Here is a 21874-nt window from a genome sequence, read left to right as displayed (position 1 = left end):
GTCTAAGACAGTCCTTTCTTTTTATTTTAGCTAATTCGCCATTTGAGATAGGCATCGATAAATCCTTCAATATCCCCATCCATGACCTTGTCCACCTGCGCGACTTCGTAGCCTGTGCGGTGGTCTTTAACCATAGTATAAGGGGTAAAGACATAGGAACGAATCTGGCTGCCCCAGGTAATTTCTTTTTTATCTCCCTTGAGCGAATCAACCTCCGCTGCTTTCTTTTCTTGCTCTAGTTGATAGAGCTTGGCTTGCAGCAATTTCATCGCTCGATCCCTATTCCCATACTGGGTACGGTCCACGGTTGATTGGGTCACAATACCTGTCGGAATGTGGGTCAACCGAACCCCTGTTGAGACCTTATTGACGTTCTGGCCACCAGCGCCTCCGCTACGGAAGGTATCCATTTTGATCTCATCATCCCGAATCTCAATTTCAATCGTGTCATCAAGTTCAGGCATGACTTCAACTGATGTGAAGGAGGTGTGACGGCGCTTAGCCGAATCAAATGGTGAAATACGCACCAATCGATGCACGCCCATTTCTGACTTGAGTAAACCGTAGGCGTTTGGACCTGTAAAACTCAAGGTAACAGACTTAAGTCCTGCTTCATCCCCCGCTTGATAGTCTAGAGTTTCCACCTTAAAGCCTTTGGCATTCCCAAAACGGGTATACATGCGAAGCAACATCTCACCCCAGTCCTGAGCCTCCGTACCACCTGATCCTGGGTGAATTTCCAAGATTGCATTGTTGTTATCATAAGGCTCTGACAAGAGAAGCGTCAACTCGTAGCTGGTCATCAACTTGTCCAACTCAAGCAACTTTTCTTCCAATTCATCTTTGACGGACTCGTCTTCTGCGAGAAACTCCATGAGAATTTCTGCCTCATCGAGTAATTCCATCATCTGATGAAAATTCTGATAGGTTGCTTTTAAGTCATTCAACTCTTGCGATGTTTTCTGAGCTGCCAAATTGTCATTCCAAAAGTCTGGTTCGGTCATCTTGTTTTCCAAGATAGCGATTTCTTCTTCCAAACCTTCTAAGTCAAAGAGACCCCCTGAATGAGTTCAATTTGGTTTCTAGCTCTTCTATTTTTTGTCGAATTTCTGCTATATCCATAGGTACCTCATTTTCTGTATTTCTATATTATATCATATTTGTAGCTCTTTGGCGAATGATAGAAAGGCCTCCCGCTCTGTCACGACATCTGGATGCTCACTCTGGACATTTTCGATAAAAGCAACCATCTCCTCATTGGGCTGTTTGACCAATTGACTAAGTGCCCAGATAGCGGTCGCCACATGGATAGGATTCTGCTTCTTATCAATCATTTCCAAGAGCTTAGGAATGCTTGATCTATCGTTAGCATTTGCAAGGGTGATAATGGCATTTCGTTGGAGAATATTTTTCCCACGCCAACTGCCTGCAATCATACCAAATTTCTCCTTGAATTGCCCGTTTGACAGCTCCAAAAAGGGAACCAGCTCAGGCTCTGCCAAATCTGGGTCAATGTCCACCACGGGTGGGTTATCAATTCCCTTATTATACGGGCAGCAAATCTGGCAGATGTCACAGCCATAGATGACTGTCTTGATTTTCTTACGGAATTCTAGGTCCATCATGCCCTTGTCTTGGGTCTGAAAGGATAGGCAGCACCTCGCATTCATGGTCCCGTCTCCAAGCAAGCAAGAGGTCGGGCAAGCTGTAACGCAGCGATTGCAATCTCCGCAGTCATAGTCAACCGGTTGATCAGGATCGATTTCTAGATTGGTCATTAACTCGCCTAGAAACATGTAAGAACCAAATTCTTTGGAAATGACCAGACCATTTTTACCAATGAAGCCGATACCTGCTCGTCTAGCGACTGCTGTATCGACCATGGCTCCTGTGTCGACCATGCCCTTGTATTCAAAATCTGCTGTCAGCTCTCCAATCCCATGTGCCAAGCGTTCGAGTTTGTCCTGCAAGATGTAATGGTAATCAAGCCCCCATGAATTGGGCGTCATTTTGCCTCTTTTATATTGAGTTTTCTGCGGTTTTTGCGGGAGCCTGCGCGGATAGGCGACTGCAATGGAAATAATGGTCTTGGCAGAAGCAAGGCTCAGCTTCGGTTCAATCCGTTCCTCAATATTTTTGTGTTCAAAACCAGAAGCCCGTCCTTCTTCAACTGCGGCCCGCAGGGATTTCTCCAGATACGAAAAATCATCTGCTGTAGTAAAGCCAATCTTTGAAATCCCAATGTCCTTTGATAATGCGATAATTTGTTCTTTTAGGTTCATTTCTTTTATTGTAACAAAAACAGCAAACTTTGCAACATCTATCGTCAAGTAAAAAATAGCAGGGCAGCGACTATGATGGTCAGCACTAAGGCTAATTGATTGACCCGTTCGTAGGCTTTGTCATGCCAAATGCTGGTCAAGATATACATGATATTGATTCCGATTGCACCACCAAAACCATTTGCCAGGACATCTGTAATGTCTGCAACTCCGATTTGGAAGGTATACTGCAGCGCTTCATAGACGATACTGACAGTTAACATCACGGCTAGATTTTTGAACCAAGTCGCCTTTTTATCCAGCATTTCCATATAAATCCCAAAGGGAATGAAACAAAGAACATTTAAGCCAATTTCCTGGTAATCCAGTACCCCATTATAGACAGCTGTCCCTGCAAAGGGAATGAGGTTGATACTGCGTTCCATTTCCTGATTATAGGCCATTTGGAGGGTGGAAAACACATCTAATTTAAATAGGATAATCCAGGTCAAAAATAAGAGATAAACTCCAAATAAAAAAATCGTCATTTTACGAGAACGCACCCTTCTTCCTCCCTTACAAACATCTTATCATTATACCAAAAAACACCCACAAAAACCTTACGCATTGATGACAAAATCAGCTCTCAGATTACAGATTGTTTACAAGAAGCATGTTAAGGCATCGTAAAAATAGAGAAAAGGGAGAAACCCTTGTTCCACCCTACTGATTATACTATTGACGGCTATAAGAAGCTGCCATCAGAGCCATGTTGATTCTCTCAAGATTGGCACGTTTGGCCGCTCCCATAATGAGGAACCAATCTACCAAAGGCCAAATCCCAAAGGTCAACCATGAAAAGAGCAGTTTTGCCACACCTAGTCCGATTTGACCGATATAAAATCGATCTGCACCAAAACCACCAAGTAAGATAGAAAAAATCAAGGCAGTCGTCGGATTTTTTAACTCTGTTGCAAGGACATAAGAAGTCTGAGACTCATCCAAGCCCTCCAAACGTTGGCGCAGAGCAGGAATCGCTTCTGCTGGGAAATTGCTAGCATTGGCTGCAATATAGGAATCAGAAAATGTTGACATGGTACCTCCTCTTTCAACAATAGTATATCCTCTATGATAATATAAATGGACCTATTTGTAAAGAGCCATTTTCATCTTCATCTTTTCAGATGCCACACTCCTACTCGCTCATGTCCTCTTCACGGACAAGGGTTGGCTCTTCTACTGCAACAACTTCGCTTGTTGCACTCATGTCTTCTTCATTTGCTACTGGTACTTCTTCAGCAGCTTCCACAACGACACTTGCTCCGTTTTTTGCAGATGTAGAGCGTGCTTGTTGAAACATTTTTGCTTGATTGACTTGCCACATGAAACGCTCAAAATTGGCCTGCTTACACGCCCTCATAATCAAAAAGCAATCTACTAGTTTCCAGATATAGACACCGAGCAGGATAAAAAAGCCGATAACAATAAACAAGGTCACATAGCCAATAATGGTCAAGGCTAACTTGGCAATGCCGAGCTCCTTGTGGCCGATGTAAAAGCGATCCACTCCTAATTCTCCAAGGAAGATGGAAAATAGCAGAGCAGTCATCGGATTTTTGATGTCCGTCATCCATAACATGCTGACAGATTTCTCATCCAAACGATTGAGCTCTTCTTTGATAATGGGTAGGGTTTCGGGTGGAAAGGCATTCATGTTCGCCATTAAAAAGGCTTGAGCATAGTTCATATTCGTCATCTCCTAGATATTTTTCTTGAAAAACGGATGCCGTCTTTCTAGTATATACCGTACTATTTTATCACTTTCTGCTTCTGATGACCAGCAAGAAAAGGCACTAAGCCTCAAAAACGAAATGCCTTTTATTGACCAGCTGGTCCCCACGCTTGAATAGCAGCCTTTACTTTTTCTGCAAGCAGGTCTTCCTTGTCTAATTCTAGGTAAATGTCCAGTAAACAAGACCGCATGGCTGAAAAACGATAAAAATCAAGATTTGTTGCGAGTGGAAAATCGAGCGACTTAACCCACGCTACTAGGCTGTCGTCTTGTAAGTGTCCGCATTTCATCGCCTCATACACCACGCGCGCCAAGCGCCATTCCTCATCATCGACAAAACGCTTAGGCAAACGTTGGAAAATCCCTGTCAAGATGAGAAAAATGCGGTTCCAGTCTTCCTGCTGAAAGAAGGGACATTTGACTACAGCCACCAGCAAATCCGCCCCATGGGCAAAGGCATGCACCCAGCCATCATCTTCTGAATATCCTGTGAAATCCTGTTCTTTTTCCAAATATTCATAGGTCTTCTGGCAAATAGTCTGATACTCCTGCTTTGAAATCTGTTGAAAATAAGGGCTGCTTGGCAGACTGCTGACTTCTAAAAGATGGCCCCAAAGCAAGGCCGTAAAGGAGCGCGTCAAAGTTGGAAGCCCAATCTCGTCTATCTTGTAAAGTAGAAAGTCCCTCCGCAAACTCTCCTCCAGTAAAAAGCGGAACTGCTCTCCACTAAAGAGGCCTTCAAATAAACCGCGCCCTAGACTATTGTAGACCAAGACATCTCGAATCTCGCCGTCAGAATGCCCGATGTTGTCTAACAACCAGGCCACTTCACTGTCTGTATAGGTCGGCTTTTTTGATTGTAATTTTTCCTCCAGTGTCTTTTTCATAGGCGACCTCCTTTATGTTAGTCTACCATAAATAGAAAGGAAAAACCACCCTTTCAGGTAGCTTTCCAATACATCGTTTAAATCGCGTTTTTGTCCATACCTAATGTCCGTTGGACGAACTTGACAATTTCTACAATGATAATCATAGCGAAACTTCCGATGAGGACAACAGCCCATTGGCTGAGGTCAAGATGCGTCACGTGGAAAATCCCTTCTAGTGGCTCAATGACAATGGTTGCTGCTAGAAGAATGAAGGAGACAAGGATAGACCAGTTGAAGGTCTTAGACTTGAATGGACCGACTGTCAAGATAGATTGATAAACAGACTTGACGTTGTAAGCGTGGAAGAGCTGAATCAAGCCAAGAGTTGCAAAAGCCATCGTAAGCGCATCCGCATGAATCGCTTTTACATCACCCACATGGACTGGATTTGAAATAGCGTAGCCGTACACGCCAAGTACCAAAGCACCTTGTAGCAGACCTTGATAGATGATAGAACTCATGACACCGCCCGAGAAGAAGCTTGACTTGCGTCCACGAGGTTTGTGGCTCATAACACCAGGTTCTGCTGGCTCAACCCCAAGTGCAATCGCTGGAAAGGTATCGGTTACCAAGTTGATCCACAAGAGGTGAACAGGTTGCAAAACATCCCAACCCAAGAGAGTCGCAAGGAAAATGGTCAAGACCTCAGCCGTATTAGCTGAAAGGAGGTATTGAATCGTCTTTTGAATATTTGAGAAGACCTTCCGTCCTTCTTCAACGGCTACGATAATGGTTGCAAAGTTGTCATCGGCAAGGACCATGTCAGATGCACCTTTTGATACTTCTGTCCCTGTAATCCCCATACCGATACCGATATCGGCTGTTTTAAGGGCTGGCGCATCGTTGACACCGTCTCCTGTCATGGCAACGACTTTCCCTTGATTTTGCCATGCTTTTACGATACGAACTTTATGCTCAGGAGATACGCGGGCATACACTGAATATTGACCAACAACCTTTTCAAATTCTTCATCTGATAAGTTGTTCAATTCAGCACCTGTCAAAACGTGGTCTTCTGTATCATTGGCATCGATGATTCCAAGACGCTTCGCAATCGCTTCTGCTGTATCTTGGTGGTCGCCCGTAATCATGATTGGACGGATACCTGCTTCTTTTGCCACGCGCACGGCTTCAGCAGCCTCTGCACGCTCAGGGTCAATCATCCCAATCAAGCCAGTGAAAATCAAGTCGCTTTCAAGCGTTTCAGTCGTTAATTCCTCTGGAATGCTATCAACAATCTTATAGGCACCAGCAAGGACTCGAAGGGCTTGGTGAGCCATTTCAGAGTTGTTAGCTTTGATAGCTGCTGCCACTTCCTCTGTGATTGGGCTAACTGCTCCAGCCATGTCCACCATGGTTGAGCGTTGCAAGAGTTGGTCAGGTGCTCCCTTCACAGCTACAAAGAACTTCCCATCTGGCAATGGGTGGATTGTAGACATGAGCTTGCGATCCGAATCAAATGGCAACTCTGCCACACGAGGATACTGGACAAGGAAGTCTTTAACGTCATAGCCTTTATCAAGTGCATATTGGATAAAAGCTGTCTCTGTCGGATCTCCGATGAGTTTTCCCTCCGCATCAATCTTGGTGTCATTTGCAAGAACAACTGCACCAAGTAACGGCAAGTCAAGACCTGCTTCAATCACTTCCTTGGCGTCAACTAACTGACCGTTGTAATAAACTTTTTCCACGGTCATCTTGTTCATGGTCAGCGTACCTGTCTTGTCAGAGGCGATAATCTCCGTAGAGCCAAGTGTCTCTACTGCTGGTAGTTTACGAACAATTGAATTACGTTTAGCAAGTACTTGAGTCCCAAGTGACAAGACAATAGTGACAATGGCTGGCAAACCTTCTGGAATCGCTGCAACCGCAAGGGCAACAGAGGTCAATAGACCTGTCAGTGGGTGTTCCCCACGGATAAAGACTGAAACGGCAAAGGTAATGGCTGCAATCACCAAAATCACGTAGGTCAAGACCTTAGAAAGGTTGTTCAAGTTTTGCTTGAGCGGTGTATCTGTCTCATCGGCATCTTGGAGCATACCTGCGATATGACCAACTTCGGTAAACATCCCCGTGTGTACAACCACACCAAGTCCACGACCGTAGGTCACATTGGAGTTTTGGAAAGCCATATTGACACGGTCACCAATCCCTGCGTCTTCTGCTAAGGTTACGCGGACATCTTTTTCAACAGGTACGGATTCACCTGTCAAAGCTGCTTCCTCGATTTTTAAGGAATTAGCTTCGAGCAAGCGCATATCAGCCGGTACCACATCTCCTGCCTCAAGACTGACGATATCACCGGGTACCAGTTCTTTGGAATCAATCTCTGTCATGTGACCGTCACGCAAGACACGCGCAGCTGGACTTGACATGGATTTAAGGGCTTCAATGGCTTCTTCAGCTTTGCCTTCTTGGTAAACACCAAAAATCGCATTGATGATGACCACAGCCAAGATGATAATGGCGTCCGCAATATCTTCACCACCTGATGTCACAACGGATAGAATGGCTGCAATTAGCAAGATGATAATCATCAGATCCTTGAACTGGTCTAAGAATTTGGCTAAGAGTGAGCGTTTTTCGCCCTCTTCTAGCTCGTTACGACCATAGGTTTCAAGCCGTTTTTCTGCTTCACTACTTGACAGACCTGCTTCGCTCGCATCTAGCTCACGCAAGACAAGGTCTGCATCTTGGGTGTAAAAAGCTTGGCGCTTTTGTTCTGTTGACATCTTCTTCTCCTTTTCGTCCCTTTTTGAAAACACAAAAAGAGACTTGTTTGATTCAAACAAGTCTCGCTATTTCATACAAGGCCGGAAATTTCTTTCGGATTGACGACCTTGTAACGGATAATTCCGTCAGCTACTCCCTTGATATGTTGACCATTATAGCAAATTTTTAGGTCATTTGCAAGGATTTTTTCCTAGAAACTGCCCCACTTAATCTTCAAATGATACCGAGCCAGATCTTGTCCAGTCTGTGGGATTTGGAGAGCATAGCCTACTGTGATTTGGTTTTCTCTTTTCTCGTAATGGTCTGTCACTACATGAAGAATCTGAATGCCGACTGGCGTTGCAATTTGTGTCACGGTAGTTTCCTTGTTGCCAAACTGCATGATGGACTTGGGCTTGGAAAAGCGGGTCATAGTCGCTTCTCTCTCGCTGATTTTTAAGACTACGCGTTCCTTTTCTTCATTTTGGTAAGTGAGATAAAGAAAGCCCCCCTTTTCAACGACCTCCACATCACGGATTTCCTCTACCATCTCCATTTCACCATCAAGGTCGATTTCATTTTGAATGATAATCTTCATTTCTTCTCCTTTATTAAGATATGAGGGCGTAAAAAACTCAAAGCGCACCCTGTTTGAAGAAACAATCCACTGGATTATTTCTTCCATATCCGTAAAGCGAACAACGTTCGCAACGGCTACCGCCAATATGCAATTAGAATTTAACTAGGTGGCGATAGCTTTTTCAAATGGACCTCGCTTTCTTATTTTTAAGCTCAGGTAAAAATAGTCACTTCCCTAACTATTTCTATCCCCCAAGGGGATTCTCAGCTGTAGTCGGCTAAAGCCGAAACACCTGCCTATCTTTTTTCCGAGTTTTTAGTCCGAATTCACTTCCTATGTGATGTGACTGAGGAGCGTAACAGGCTCACACCCGTATACGAAGCAATGAAAACTACGAGAATTTTCAGGTTATTGACATCTAAACTACTCAAAAACTTAGCGGCTGTCAACACTCCAAAAACTCCTCCGACAATAATCCCAAGCACACCAGACCAATTGACCCGACCTGACTGGATGAATTGCTTGGCACCTGCGGTCATAATCATGGCAGCATTTAGCATCATGACAGGAAGAGCGATGGCTGGACTGATGCCCATCAGTGAAAAGAAAATCAGCTCTGGTGCATAATTGCCTAAGCCCATGCTCATCAGCATCCCCACAATAAAGTCAAACAGAATCCCAACCACTAATTTCCAGCCTGACAAGCCACGAACATCCGTCGTCAGGTCAGCCCCCGGGTTGGTCACCATGCGATAGACCATAAAAAGAGCCGCAATGATGAGCAAAATGCCCAAAATTCGTTGCACCTTTTGGGTATTCCAATGTTGGGTCACGCGTGCGCCAACAAAAGCTCCCGAAAAAGCTGCCGTTGCCATGGCCACCAAAGTCAGCAAATCCACTTGGACAATGGTAATAAAGAGCAGGGCTTCTACTAAGACGGGAATGATATGGGCCGTCGTCATGGTCGCTGGAATCTTTCTATCGTCCTCCACCAACTTGGTCGCCTTAAACAAGGTTGTGGTCGTCGCAAAGGTCCCAATCCCTAAGGTATCCAGCAAATCGGTAAGAAAGCCAATCCCAAACCCTGTCCCAAAGCGCTCTTTCAGGGAAATCTGATGCTTCTTCGCATAAGAAAAGATCGTCCACGCGATCCACAAAATCAGCCCGACTAAGAGAGCTTGAATAAGGTGTAAAATCATCTGTTCTGTCATACTCTTATTATAATATGAAACCTCTTTTTCGTAAACCATTTTTAACTCAAAATCAGCAAGCGGTTCACCACAGCACAATCGCCTTTTTTTTTGATATAATGAAAGAATGAGTGAGAAAGTATTTCGTGACCCTGTTCATAATTATATTCATGTAGATCATGAGCTCATCTACAACTTAATCAATACCAAAGAATTTCAACGACTACGCCGCATCAAACAGCTAGGAACCACCTCCTATACCTTCCATGGTGGCGAGCATAGTCGCTTTTCGCATTGCCTCGGAACTTATGAAATCGCGCGGCAAATCGTAGCCACATTTGACACCAAATATCCAGACATTTGGGACACCAACGATTCGCTCTTGACCATGGTCGCAGCGCTCTTACATGATATCGGGCACGGAGCTTACTCCCATACCTTCGAGCGACTCTTTGACACAGATCACGAGGAGATGACCTGTCAAATCATCACCAGTAGCGGAACGGAAATCAACAGCTTACTACGACAGTTCGCTCCTGATTTTCCTGAAAAAGTGGCCAGTGTCATCCGCCACACCTATCCCAATAAACAGGTGGTGCAACTGATTTCCAGCCAGATTGATGTCGATCGCATGGACTACCTGCTCCGTGATTCCTACTTTACAGGAACCAACTACGGGCAGTTTGATTTGACACGGATTTTGCGGGTCATTCGTCCGACAGAAAACGGCATTGCCTTTAAAAAGTCGGGCATGCATGCGGTAGAAGATTATGTCCTCAGTCGCTATCAAATGTACATGCAGGTTTATTTCCACCCTGCTAGTCGCTCCATGGAAGTCTTGCTCCAAAACCTCCTCAAACGAGCAAAGGTGCTGTATCAAGACCAGCAGGCCTTCTTTGAAACATCTTCACCTCGCTTGCTTCCTTTCTTTGAACACTCCTTTACGCTAGAGGACTATTTGGCCTTAGACGATGGCGTTATGAATACCTATTTCCAGTCTTGGATTGATGGACCAGATAAGATTTTATCAGACCTAGCCCAGCGCTACATCAACCGCAAGGTCTTCAAATCCATCACTTTTGATACTCAGACAGAAGCCCATCTTTCAGTCTTAGAAGCCATTGTCAATCAAGTCGGATTTGAGCCTAGCTACTATACGGCGATTCATCATAATTTTGACTTGCCCTATGATATTTACAGACCAAATGCCAAGAAAAAACGGACGCAGATTGAGATGGTCAGAAAGGACGGGAGCCTGATTGAGCTGTCTCAGCTCTCTCCGATTGTCCATTCCTTGGCAGGAACGGTTCATGGTGACAGCCGCTTCTATTTCCCAAAAGAAATGCTGAAAGAAACCGGAATATTTGCCCCGCAAAGTGCCATTTTCTTGAGCCATATTCACAACGATCAATTTATTTACGGAGAACATGATGAGCATTAAACTTGTAGCCATTGACATCGATGGTACCCTACTAAACAGTCAACATCAAATTACCCCAGAAGTCTATCAAGCCATTCAAGATGCCAAAAAAGCAGGCGTGAAAATCGTCATTGCAACAGGACGTCCAATTTCTGGTGTCAAGCGGATTTTAAGTGAATTAAATCTCCTAGACGAGGGAGATTATGTCATTACCTTTAACGGTGGATTGGTTCAAGAAACAGCGACCGGAAAGGATGTTGTGAAAGAAGGTTTGAGCTATGCTGACTATCTGGAATGGGAATATTTGTCACGCAAGCTAGACCTACCTATGCACGCTAGCCTAAAAGACGGCATGTATACCGCCAATCGCAATATCGGAAAATACACCGTCTATGAAGCGCAACTGGTGAATTCCCCCGTCTTTTACCGAACACCAGAAGAAATGGCAGACAAGGACATTATCAAGGTCATGTTGGTGGATGAGGCTGAAAAGCTGGATGCTGCTCTTCCTCAGATTCCAAGCGCCATGACTGAGCGCTTCAATGTTGCAAAATCAGCACCATTCTATTTAGAAGTTACACCTAAATCAGTCAATAAAGGCCAAGCTATCAAACAACTCAGCGCCTTACTAGGATTGACTATGGACCAAACCATGGCCATCGGTGACCAAGAAAATGACCGTTCCATGCTAGAAGTTGTAGGAACAGCAGTCGTTATGGAAAATGGCAGTGCTGAACTCAAAAAAATCGCGACCCATATCACCAAGTCAAACGATGAACACGGGGTTGCACACGCTATTAGAGAGTGGGTATTATAGGTCTTTTGAATGAACTTTGATATATCGTCACTTTCGCCTTGCCATACTCATATTCAATGAAAATCATAGACCGATATTGATTCTGTCAGCTACACTATAAAACGAAGGAGGTTGGGTACTATCGTCCCAACCTCCTTTGCTTCTGCCTACGATTTCATACTATTAGTAACAATCAATCTGTAAAGCGACCAGTGTAGTCGATATTCACATCAAAGAGATGTCGGCCTGATAGTAGCTGAGCTGTTGATGTATACTGCCAAGCTGCTGCACCGGCATGTAATCCCATTGTTTTCGCTTGGTCAAAGCTCATAGTTTTATAAGGATATTGTGCTACCCAGAAATTTCCAATTCCAAATTGGCCCGTCTGAATCGGCCCAGCATATCCTAAGGTATTCACATCAATCCAACTAGCTCCTGCATAGTGGACTAAATTTTGATAGCCTAGACGACGCATTTCTGCTTCCCAGTCTTTCATATTCGCATTGATGTTGTTGCGTGTTTTGTATTCTTCAATGTCATTAACCATGACCGTACTTTTCGCAAGACCTAATTTAGCTGCAAAGGCTGTGAAATAACGTGCTTCTGCTTGAGCTGATTGACGATCTGTAAAGTGCGAATAATGGTAGACAGACACTTTTAGACCTGCCGCTTGGGCATTCTTGATTTGATTCTGAGCGTAAGGGTTTTGATAGCTGGTACCTTCTGTTAATTTGACAACCACCCCAGAAATCCCTTTATCCAACAAAGCCCTATAATCTGAGACAGATAAGGCTCCATTATGGCTACTTACATCGACAAAGGCCTTGTCTGCCTTACGTGTATAATAGACCTGAGCGGTCGCTGCTCCCAGGCCATATTGCTGCTTAGCACTTGTCAGATAGAGATGAGCATTGTAGGTACCTGTTTCGTACTGGTGACGAGAAAGTCGCACCGTCACGCGATAGGTACCATCCGGCTGCTTAACCGCCTCATACCACTGGAGATCGTTTTGATCATTTGTCGCACCCCAGACAGGAATCCGCACTGCATTGACTCCTTGAGGGGCAAAGACATCTGATACCACTACATCAAATAACCCATAGGTATTATTAATGTTTTCAATTTTTATGGTCGCTCTTGGATTGGTTTCTGTAATACTTACATCTGTTTTAGTCGATGTCACTCCAATAGTCTGACCATTTTTTTGTTTGACATAGAGATGAACTTGATAGGAACCTACATCATAGCGGTGATTACTAGCTGACACTCGGACTTTATAGGTACCATTTGGTTGCTTCGCCGCTGTATACCATTGGATATCATCTTGGCCATTCTTATCCGACCAGACAGGAACCAAGACCGTATCAACACCCGCCGGACTTGCAACGTTACTAACAACAATATCAAAAGTGCCGATGCGGTTGTTTTTATTTTGAATCGAGATGGTGCCAGACAGACTGACGGCTGGCAAATCTGTCTTAGCTGTCGCGATTCCGACAGACAGGCCATCTGCTAATTTGTAGTAGAGATGCACTTGATAGCTTCCGATATCATTCCGATGATTCTTACTATCTACTGTCAGACGATAACTGCCATTTGCTTGTTTCACCAACGGATACCACTTCAAATCATCCTGACCATTTTTATCAGACCAAACTGCAACCTGAACAGCTTTCAACTGCGAAGAGGCTGGTACATTTGTAACCGTTACATCAAAGGTCCCATTCGTTGCAGGTTTTACAGTAAGCTTTCCTGTCAAAGGAAGTGGATCTGTCAAGCCAACAACATCGGCTTCTCCTAGTCCGTAAAAGGCAACCCCCTCTTGCTTCCAGCCACGAGTGCCGAGAACCTTATATTCATTCGCGTCTCGTGTATACAAATGGCGCTTCACGCCTGGATGGTACAAGCGATAAATCGGCATATTTCCGTAGGAGCGATAAGCCTCTCCTTCCTGATTCCAGCCACGGCCACCCAAGACCTGATACTCATTGCGATCCTTGGTATAGAGGTGAATCCGCAATCCTGGATGATACAAGCGATAAACAGGTTCTCCTTGCTGGGTTGCAATTTTCCAGGACTCTCCTTCTTGTTTCCAACCACGAGTACCGAGAACTTTATACTCATTTACATCCCTAGTATAGAGATGGACTTGTAGACCCGGATGATAGAGACGATAGACAGAAGCTACTACACTGGTAGCTTCCTGTTTAACATTTGACTGCCTTTTACGAGTAGCAGGGGCGTTCCGAAATACACCGTCCGTCTGAGTGGAACTACTTGGAGTAGTAGAGGAGGGGCTCGTACTCTGCGAGGTCGAACTACTCAAACCAGGTTCTACCCTAGCAGCACTCGCAAGGCTACTACTGCTGGACGACACATCATCTGCGCTTGTTGCAGGAGATGATGCACTCGTCGAGCTTGTTGGCGGAGTAAGAGTCCATTGAAATGGATAAGGTTCTAAGTTTTCAATCTGCCCCTCTTTGTTTCTCACTTCGACTTGAAGATAAAAAGTGTCTGCTGTTACAGGAAAAGCATCTCGCACGAGAACTGCCTCATAGTCTCCATTCTCAGTTTTCTCAAATGTGGAAATGGTTACCTGATCACTCTTATCCTCTTTTGTCCACAAAACCCCAGCAGAAGGCCCATAGCCATCTGGTAACTGAGACATGATAGCCTTAACCTTGCCATCTTCTGCCATCACTTGTAGATCTCCTACAGATGCTTCGTGATTTGCTTGCGTCAATGGCTGTAGGGGTGTAATCAGACTCTCTGCGGTCACAGGGCTCATCCAACAAGCCAGTACCATCCCTGATAGGCATACAAGAGATTTTAGTTTCATATTTTCTCCTATGTTGCAATAAAAACTTCTAGCGAAATGGTAGAAGTTTTTATCGTCTATTATCTATTCTTTGGTCTTAAAACTCAAGCAAGGCAAGGAAGCTTTCTGGATCAAGTGATGCTCCACCTACAAGCGCTCCATCCACATCTGGACAAGCCATGTAGTCTGCTACGTTTTCTGGTTTTACAGAACCGCCGTATTGGACACGCACTTTATCTGCCACTTCTTGACCGAAGTCTGTTGCAACAACGTCACGAACTGCTTTACACATTTTTTGTGCATCATCTTGAGTCGCTGATTTACCAGTACCGATTGCCCAGATTGGCTCATAAGCAAGAACCAATGACGCGACTTGCTCAGCAGACAAGCCTTTAAGAGCTGCAGATACTTGCGCACCTACGAATTCTTCAGCTTTACCAGCTTCGTAAGTTTCAAGTGATTCACCACAGCAGATGATTGGAGTCATACCATTTTTGAAAATTGCATGTGCTTTTTTGTTAATGTCTTCGTCTGTTTCATGGAAGTAATCACGACGTTCTGAATGACCGATGATGACATAATCCACTTCAAGTGCTGCAAGTGTTGCAGGGCTATTTTCTCCTGTAAAGGCACCAAAATCTTCAAAATAGCAGTTTTGTGCTGCCACTTTCAAGTCAGAGTTGCGAACACCTTTTTTCATTCCTTCAATAAAAAGAGCTGGTGATCCGATAACAGTCTCCACACGGTCATTTGAAGGGATTTTTGTTTTCACCGCTTCGATAAATGCACGCGCTTCTGCTGCTGTTTTGTTCATTTTCCAGTTTCCTGCGATAATTGGTTTCCGTGACATTTCACATACCTCTTCTTCTTTAATGTTTACTTGTCTAGTATATCACAAAATAGAAAATTATTAAACAATAACTGTCGAATTTAATATCCTCCACCAGGAATTCCGAAATACTCTTCCAACGTCAGACCAGAACGGTAAATATCTTCTGCTTCTTTTCCAACATAGCGAATATGCCACGATTCGTATTGATAACCTGTGACATGCTCTTTCCCTTGCTTATAGCGTAAAATAAAACCGTAACGATGCAAATTTGCATGCATCCATCGTACTGAAGCATCGGTTAAGGATCCACCTTGAGAATTAAGAATATCAAAAGCAAGTCCAGTTTGATGCTCGCTATATCCTGGACGAGCGGCAAAACGATCAGCAACAGCCTGTCCGTTCGCCCTTACAAAGTTTTGATACAGTTGAGTTTGATCACTATATGAGCGAAAGCCACTGTAGGAACTACTAATTGGAAAACCTAGTTTCTGCATATCTCCAATCAATTTACGCACTTGTACGCCAGCAGTTGCATCCTCTCCAGGATGATAATCCGAACGTAACGGGTGTTTTTTATTAACAATAATCATTCGTCCGTATTTACCACGTACACTGTAAAATTGCCCATTATAAATTAATTTCGATGCATATTGTGTTTGAATAGGCTCACCAATCTGACTTGCATAAAAAGTCGTTCCCTCCTGCTTCCAACCGTGTCGAGGGAGAACAACATATTCATTTTTATCAGTAGTCCAGTGATGCAAACCACGCAAACCATCATTATACAGACGGTAAATAGGGACCGCACCTCCTGAGTAAAAAACAGGGCGACCATTATTATCTGACTGCCACCCATGATAACGAGTCAGGACACGTACCTCATTAGTATCCATAGTATAGAGATGATTACGCAAACTAGGATTGTAAAGGCGATAGACAGCCCTACCACTTGCTGGTGCATACCAAGCAACTCCCTCATATCCCCAATCATGTTGATGATACAAAACATCCTTTTCATTGGCATCCACTGTATACAAGTGCTCACCATTAGTATCGTTATATAAACAGTAAATTGGTATCAGTTTCATACTCTCAACTTCTTGTACGGATTGGTCCTTATTGTTTTCAATTGTCAGCACCGAATCTGTTTTACTTGGAATTGTGGAATCGTTGTCTTCTTCACTCGCTGAACCACCTTCTTCAGTTGTTGATGAAGATATTGAAGGAGATGAGGAAATAGTATTGAGACTACTGTTAGACGTGTCTATAAACTCCGGTTTTTCTATGCTTGTTGATGGTTCGGCTGTATTACTCTCATCGGAAAGGACCTTCCCAACTTCTGTTCCACTTGAAATCGTAGAACCGCTGTCTTCTTTGCGCACTAAAACACCTTCTTTAGTTGTTGACGAAGGTGTTGAGGAGATAGTATCGAGATTACGATTTGGAGTCTCCATAGACTCGGCCTTTTCTCTACTTATGAATGGTTCACCTATATTGCTGGCACCATGAAGCTCCACCACTTCTGCCAATCCAGTAAGAGGAAGCAAAAAATCAATACTACCAATTTTATGATATAGTTAAAAATCTTCTTTAACATCATTTTCTCCTGTGTCATACCATGTTCATCATTTAATGAATGTCATATCATTAGCAAACGTATAGCTCCTCATTATCTTTTATTGTAAACCAATTTCGTCTAAGGAATTACAAATGAACCAAGCTAATCCTTGAATATTTCTTTTTAATTCTGAATAAATTTTAACAAGCCGAATTGTCAAGCTCAAACACCGATAAAATCTAGTAAACACCATCCTCTGACAGATAACGATAAGGCATAGAACAGAGAGTTATCCTCTAAACGAGTAAAGTTCGAAAATAGTTTGCCAAGATAAAAGTTTTCAAAATCTTTTCTACGACTTATCGGAATAGGAAGAGATGCTTTCATTTGCGGATGGATTTATTCGCAGGAATTGTGAACTATGAGCTAGGGTTTTACTAGTTTCGCAGGAAGTCTATTATATAAAAAGACCGCTACCATAGGTAGCGAGCCAATTATAAGTTGTCTGACTTTAATTGTTATTTCTGGGAACGTAATCGAATTATGCTTCGATTTCTGTAACCATACCTGAACCAACAGTACGTCCACCTTCACGGATAGAGAAAGTAGTACCTTGTTCAACGGCGATTGGGTGGATCAATTCAACATCGATCGTTACGTTATCACCAGGCATTACCATTTCAGTACCTGCTGGCAATTTGATTGAACCAGTTACGTCAGTTGTACGGAAGTAGAACTGTGGACGGTAGTTGTCGAAGAATGGAGTGTGACGTCCACCTTCTTCTTTCGTAAGGATGTAAACTTCACCTTTGAATTTAGTGTGTGGGTTGATTGAACCTGGTTTAGCGATAACTTGTCCACGTTCGATTTCATCACGTTGTACACCACGAAGAAGAACCCCAACGTTGTCTCCTGCAAGACCTTCGTCCAATTGTTTACGGAACATTTCGACACCAGTAACAACTGCTTTAGAAGTTTCTTCTTTGATACCAACGATTTCGATTTCGTCGTTGACACGAACAGTACCACGGTCGATACGTCCTGATGCAACAGTACCACGTCCAGTGATTGAGAATACGTCCTCAACTGGAAGAAGCAATGGTTTGTCAGTATCGCGTTCTGGTTCTGGAATGTACTCATCAACAGTGTTCATCAAGTCCATGATGATGTCTTCAAATGCTGAGTCACCTTCAAGAGCTTTAAGAGCTGAACCTTGGATAACTGGAAGGTCATCACCTGGGAAATCGTATTCTGAAAGAAGGTCACGGATTTCCATTTCAACCAACTCAAGCAATTCTTCATCGTCAACCAAGTCAACTTTGTTCATGAAGACGATCAAGTGTTTAACACCAACCTGACGTGAAAGAAGGATGTGCTCACGAGTTTGTGGCATTGGTCCGTCAGTTGAAGCTACTACAAGGATAGCTCCATCCATTTGAGCGGCACCAGTGATCATGTTTTTAACGTAGTCCGCGTGTCCTGGAGCGTCGATGTGGGCATAGTGACGTTTTTCAGTTTCGTACTCAACGTGTGCAGTGTTGATGGTGATTCCGCGTTCGCGCTCTTCTGGAGCAGCATCGATAGAAGCGTAATCTTTTGGTTGGTTAACTGATGAAGGCAAGCGACGTGCCAATACAGTTGTGATAGCTGCAGTCAAAGTAGTTTTACCGTGGTCAACGTGTCCAATTGTACCAATGTTAACGTGTGGTTTACTACGATCGTATTTTTCTTTTGCCATTTTGGTAAAAGCCTCCAATAAAATATATTTTATAGATAGACAGTAGGCAATACAGTCTAACTTTACCTTACTATTCTATCAAAATGTGGCAGAAATGCAAGTATTTTCTATCTTTTTTCTGATTTATTCCACATCAAGCTGATAATAAGGTTGATTCGGGATAGATGCACCAATGCTTGAGGCGAAAATCCAATCTTGATTTTCTAGCTGGGCAAAGTTCTCTGCCTTACCTGTTAGGATGACGCCGCCAAAGGTTGCTTTTCCGACTTCGCCCTTGGAAGCAAGATGTGCTTTCACATCTTCTGCTAGCCCCCCTTGCCCCATCTCTCTATATTCTTTACTATGGCTAAATGTTTCTAATAAGTTATAAAATTCCTGATAGGATGGATTAGGCCACTGCTTCCTTGGCGCCCAACCAAATAGATGGCTGATAGCTTTATGCGCTGTATTTTCAGTGCCCACACTACCAATCCAGTACCAGTTTGCCTTGAGATTTTTCGGGAGTTTTTCTTTTAGTTCTGCCAAGGTATACTGCTTGTCAAAGCTGATAGCCACCTCTACCAACTGCCCCTTCATCTGAGCTAGGTAAGGCAATTCCTGAGCAGGTTTTCGGATAACATCTTCAGAACCGTAGCTGGCTTTAGGGTTGAAAAACAAGGCTGCCTTTTGGTGACTTTTATAACTATAGGCCATCTCGGTGCTATCTTGCTCCACAGATGATGGAAGTACAAAAGTTGCTAGAGAATCATGATTCCATTTCATGACCGAAAAATCTGCTTCAATCTCCTCATACTTAACGGAGATACCATCTATATCTTTGATTAGATTCGCTTCATAATGCCCACCGAGATGATGAGCGAATGTGACGCGAATATTGTCACGTTGCATATTCGGAAAAGCAATGGTTGTCCGTTGGTAATAGTAATCATCTAGCTGTTGATTCTGCTTTGTGGACAGAAATGACAAGCCTATCCAGCTGAGAAAGCCCGCCACCACAGCGAGTAAAACTGTGCCAGCACTAATGAACAGGGTCCGTTTTTTCCATTCTTTTTTCGTTTTCTTAGCTAATAGTTCAAATGTTTCCATGATGGTATCCTTTCTGTTTAAGAGCCTTTTTTAGTTTTTGACGACTGCGATGAAGACCGACCTTGACTTTGCTGACGGAATAAGAGAGAAGCTCGGCTATTTCACGAATGGAAAATCCTTGGAAATAAAAGAGGTCCAAGAGAAGAGCGTCCTGTGGCGGGAGTTTTTCTACTTCTTCCAACAAAAAGTCGTACTCGGTGACCTCAAAGGGGGAAAGTTCTTGGGTCTTGAAAAATTCTTGCCGCAAAATCTCCATATAACGCCTATCCCTGCGGTACTTGTCGATGTAATGTCGTATGGCAGAGCGATACATGAAGGATCGGATTTTCTCACCGGGTATGGCCGCTGGCATTTCAAGGAGCTTGACAAAAATGTCCTGTACAACGTCTTCTGCCTGCTCTTTTGTCACACCAGATGTCATCAGATAAGCGATGACATCCTTAGCAAACCCAATCAAGACTTTTTCATACTCATTTAGTTTGATAATCCTTCCCTCCCTTCTTCACTAATAAAACGAAACAAGACCCGCAAAAAGTTACAGGTCTCATTCCATTTTATCACATTTATAAAAACGCTATCATATTGGAAAGATTCATGGAGTACTCAGCTGGTGATAGGGCTTGATTTCCACGTCCTGTCCGATATTGGACGCAAAAATCCAACTGGCTTTTTCAAGGGGAGCAAAATCCTCTGCTCTTCCTGTCAGAATGACACCTGCAAACTTAGCTGTTTTTCCATCTGGATTCTTTTGCAGATATTCTTCCACATCCTTAGTCAGGTCAAACTCTTCTCCAGCCTGATCTGTACTGGTATAACCGAGCCAGTTTTTTGATAAGGCCTCTTGAAGATGGGATTGAAAGAAGGTATAGCTATTCCGAAAACCTTGACTGGGGGTCAGCTCAGCCAGTTTCTTTTGATAGGCTTCATTGGCTTTTTGGGATTCTTCTGCAGAACGCTGTTCAGGCTCCTTCTGCTGTTTCATCTCCTCATACGTCTCTAGCTCCGTCAAGTTGGGCTGAAAACCAATCTGGGCGTCCAGTTTTAAACTACGGGTATCATAGAGAGTCTCCGTTCCAATCCAATACCATTTGATTTTTAAGTTACTAGGAATCAGGGTTTGAATCTCGTCAAACGTATAGGGTTTATCAAAGGTCACCGCCATTTCAACCGCACGATTGGGCATTTGAGGTAAAACTGCAATATCCTGCGTGAGCACGCCTCCCATTTGCTGATAATTGCGATGGATGTTGTAAAACATTGGAACCTTGTAGCTACTACCATGTGTGTAGCTGGCCTTTTCGTCCGAGGCGAGATAGACATTCAAGGATTGGCGTGCCTCATAGCTCTGTGAGAGGCCGTAAACACCTTGAAAATCTTCAAAAGGAACGGTGATTCCTGCAATATCCTTGACCTGATCGACATAATAAGTCCCTGTAAATTCAGAATCTGCAACAAAAGACCAATTGATATAGCTGACATTAGGATAACTAATGTCCATCATGGTTTGGTGACGCTCTCGTAGTTCATTGGCATGGCGAGCAGTCAACCAGGCTAGCCCCTTCCATGTCATCATCATAAGACCCAAACAGGTCAAAAGTGAAATGCCAATCATCTTGAGCAGGTTTCTCCGCTTGCTTTTCTTGGTGACCACTTCAAAAGTCTTCATAGTCATATCCTTTCTCCTTTAGCAATCTTGCTAGCTGCTTGCGACCACGGTAGAGGTTGATTTTCACCAAACTTTGGCTAATGCCCAGCACCTGGGCCACCTCCTTGGTCGTCATTTCTTGAAAATAGTAGCAATCAATCACGAGCTGGTACTTAGTAGGTAAGGCAAGAACAGCTTCATACAAGGGACTGTAATCCTTTGTATCGTACTTGAGCAGTTTCTCCTTGTGAAAAAATTCCTGCTGGACAAGATCATGGTAGCGCTTGTCCCTCCGATAGCGATCGATGTAAGCCCGAATAGCCGAGCGATAGAGCCAGGCTCGCAGTTTCTCGAAGGGAAGAACGATGTCTGTTTCGAGAATCTTGACCAAGACATCCTGCGCGATATCATCACTATCTGCCCGATTGACACCTGACTTTTGCAGATAGTAGGAAATCTCCGTCGCAATGCGCATTACTTCTGTTTCATAGTCATCAAACCGAATCTTTCTCCCCTC

General features: G+C 43.7%; 20 protein-coding genes and 1 pseudogene. 4 read left to right on the top strand and 17 right to left on the bottom strand.

All coding sequences use genetic code 11. The features are described from left to right. Positions 1–26: 26 nt before the first annotated feature. From prfB to E4T82_RS01360, 7 genes are all read right to left on the bottom strand, one after another. A protein-coding gene (prfB, locus tag E4T82_RS01390) for a peptide chain release factor 2 (RefSeq protein WP_135181116.1) occupies positions 27–1122 on the bottom strand; the annotation gives its coding sequence in 2 pieces (ribosomal slippage) (positions 27–1049 and positions 1051–1122; 1095 coding nt in all). 32 nt (positions 1123–1154) lie between these two features. Beyond that, the gene (queG, locus tag E4T82_RS01385; RefSeq protein WP_135181115.1) at positions 1155–2282 is read right to left on the bottom strand and encodes a tRNA epoxyqueuosine(34) reductase QueG; all 1128 of its coding nucleotides are present in this window, start codon (positions 2280–2282) and stop codon (positions 1155–1157) included. Between the two features lie 44 nt (positions 2283–2326). Next, positions 2327–2824 (bottom strand): VanZ family protein, encoded by a 498-nt coding sequence (locus tag E4T82_RS01380; protein WP_135181114.1) that lies wholly within the window; start codon positions 2822–2824, stop codon positions 2327–2329. Positions 2825–2996: 172 nt separating this feature from the next. Beyond that, entirely contained in the window at positions 2997–3356 is a 360-nt protein-coding gene (locus E4T82_RS01375; RefSeq protein WP_135181113.1) for a TM2 domain-containing protein, read from the bottom strand. Between the two features lie 100 nt (positions 3357–3456). Then, positions 3457–4008, bottom strand: coding sequence for a TM2 domain-containing protein (locus tag E4T82_RS01370; RefSeq protein ID WP_135181112.1), 552 nt, complete (start codon positions 4006–4008; stop codon positions 3457–3459). 131 nt (positions 4009–4139) lie between these two features. Further along, complete coding sequence (locus E4T82_RS01365) at positions 4140–4940, bottom strand: DUF2785 domain-containing protein (RefSeq protein WP_135181111.1); 801 nt, start codon at positions 4938–4940, stop codon at positions 4140–4142. Between the two features lie 77 nt (positions 4941–5017). Beyond that, positions 5018–7714, bottom strand: coding sequence for a cation-translocating P-type ATPase (locus tag E4T82_RS01360; protein WP_135181110.1), 2697 nt, complete (start codon positions 7712–7714; stop codon positions 5018–5020). A 47-nt stretch (positions 7715–7761) separates the two neighbouring features. On the opposite strand from E4T82_RS01360, the gene E4T82_RS12935 reads away from it, so the two are divergent. Continuing rightward, positions 7762–7884, top strand: a complete 123-nt coding sequence (locus E4T82_RS12935) for a hypothetical protein (protein ID WP_265588289.1) — start codon at positions 7762–7764, stop codon at positions 7882–7884. A gap of 21 nt (positions 7885–7905) precedes the next feature. Here the strand turns inward: E4T82_RS12935 and E4T82_RS01355 are convergent, their stop codons facing one another. Both E4T82_RS01355 and E4T82_RS01350 read right to left on the bottom strand, forming a co-directional pair. Next, the gene (locus E4T82_RS01355) at positions 7906–8292 is read right to left on the bottom strand and encodes a DUF1934 domain-containing protein (RefSeq protein WP_167753530.1); all 387 of its coding nucleotides are present in this window, start codon (positions 8290–8292) and stop codon (positions 7906–7908) included. Positions 8293–8600: 308 nt separating this feature from the next. Further along, entirely contained in the window at positions 8601–9485 is an 885-nt protein-coding gene (locus tag E4T82_RS01350) for a sulfite exporter TauE/SafE family protein (protein ID WP_135181160.1), read from the bottom strand. 106 nt (positions 9486–9591) lie between these two features. Here E4T82_RS01350 and E4T82_RS01345 point away from each other — a divergent pair, with 106 nt between their 5' ends. Then, positions 9592–10905 (top strand): HD domain-containing protein, encoded by a 1314-nt coding sequence (locus tag E4T82_RS01345; RefSeq protein WP_135181108.1) that lies wholly within the window; start codon positions 9592–9594, stop codon positions 10903–10905. After that, the gene (gene yidA, locus E4T82_RS01340; RefSeq protein WP_135181107.1) at positions 10895–11701 is read left to right on the top strand and encodes a sugar-phosphatase; all 807 of its coding nucleotides are present in this window, start codon (positions 10895–10897) and stop codon (positions 11699–11701) included. The genes E4T82_RS01345 and yidA overlap by 11 nt, the downstream gene beginning before the upstream one ends. Positions 11702–11873: 172 nt before the next feature. Here yidA and E4T82_RS01335 read toward each other — a convergent pair whose 3' ends face one another. The 3 genes from E4T82_RS01335 to E4T82_RS12725 form a co-directional block, all read right to left on the bottom strand. Continuing rightward, positions 11874–14519 (bottom strand): GBS Bsp-like repeat-containing protein, encoded by a 2646-nt coding sequence (locus E4T82_RS01335; RefSeq protein WP_135181106.1) that lies wholly within the window; start codon positions 14517–14519, stop codon positions 11874–11876. A 76-nt stretch (positions 14520–14595) separates the two neighbouring features. After that, positions 14596–15348 carry a triose-phosphate isomerase gene (gene tpiA / locus E4T82_RS01330; protein WP_135181105.1) on the bottom strand — a complete coding sequence of 251 codons (753 nt, stop codon included), beginning with the start codon at positions 15346–15348 and terminating at the stop codon, positions 14596–14598. 80 nt (positions 15349–15428) lie between these two features. Continuing rightward, the gene (locus E4T82_RS12725) at positions 15429–16784 is read right to left on the bottom strand and encodes a D-alanyl-D-alanine carboxypeptidase family protein (RefSeq protein WP_135181159.1); all 1356 of its coding nucleotides are present in this window, start codon (positions 16782–16784) and stop codon (positions 15429–15431) included. Positions 16785–17105: 321 nt separating this feature from the next. Between E4T82_RS12725 and E4T82_RS12720 the strand changes: the two are divergent. Then, positions 17106–17329, top strand: a pseudogene (locus E4T82_RS12720) (transposase family protein); the annotation flags it as partial. Between the two features lie 100 nt (positions 17330–17429). Here E4T82_RS12720 and tuf read toward each other — a convergent pair. The 5 genes from tuf to E4T82_RS01300 form a co-directional block, all read right to left on the bottom strand. Then, the gene (gene tuf, locus E4T82_RS01320) at positions 17430–18626 is read right to left on the bottom strand and encodes an elongation factor Tu (RefSeq protein WP_067089207.1); all 1197 of its coding nucleotides are present in this window, start codon (positions 18624–18626) and stop codon (positions 17430–17432) included. A 123-nt stretch (positions 18627–18749) separates the two neighbouring features. Continuing rightward, positions 18750–19712 (bottom strand): anti sigma factor C-terminal domain-containing protein, encoded by a 963-nt coding sequence (locus E4T82_RS01315; RefSeq protein WP_135181104.1) that lies wholly within the window; start codon positions 19710–19712, stop codon positions 18750–18752. Continuing rightward, positions 19699–20169, bottom strand: coding sequence for an RNA polymerase sigma factor (locus E4T82_RS01310; protein WP_135181103.1), 471 nt, complete (start codon positions 20167–20169; stop codon positions 19699–19701). Before E4T82_RS01310 ends, E4T82_RS01315 begins: the two co-directional genes overlap by 14 nt. Before the next feature lie 135 nt (positions 20170–20304). After that, positions 20305–21384 carry an anti sigma factor C-terminal domain-containing protein gene (locus E4T82_RS01305; protein ID WP_135181102.1) on the bottom strand — a complete coding sequence of 360 codons (1080 nt, stop codon included), beginning with the start codon at positions 21382–21384 and terminating at the stop codon, positions 20305–20307. Then, complete coding sequence (locus tag E4T82_RS01300; RefSeq protein ID WP_416222651.1) at positions 21365–21862, bottom strand: RNA polymerase sigma factor; 498 nt, start codon at positions 21860–21862, stop codon at positions 21365–21367. Before E4T82_RS01300 ends, E4T82_RS01305 begins: the two co-directional genes overlap by 20 nt. Positions 21863–21874: the final 12 nt, after the last annotated feature.

Source organism: Streptococcus cuniculi (assembly GCF_004570575.1).
Taxonomy (GTDB): Bacteria; Bacillota; Bacilli; order Lactobacillales; family Streptococcaceae; genus Streptococcus; species Streptococcus cuniculi_A.
The sequence above is the reverse complement of the archived record's forward strand: the minus strand, read 5'-3'. Positions and strand labels throughout refer to the sequence as shown.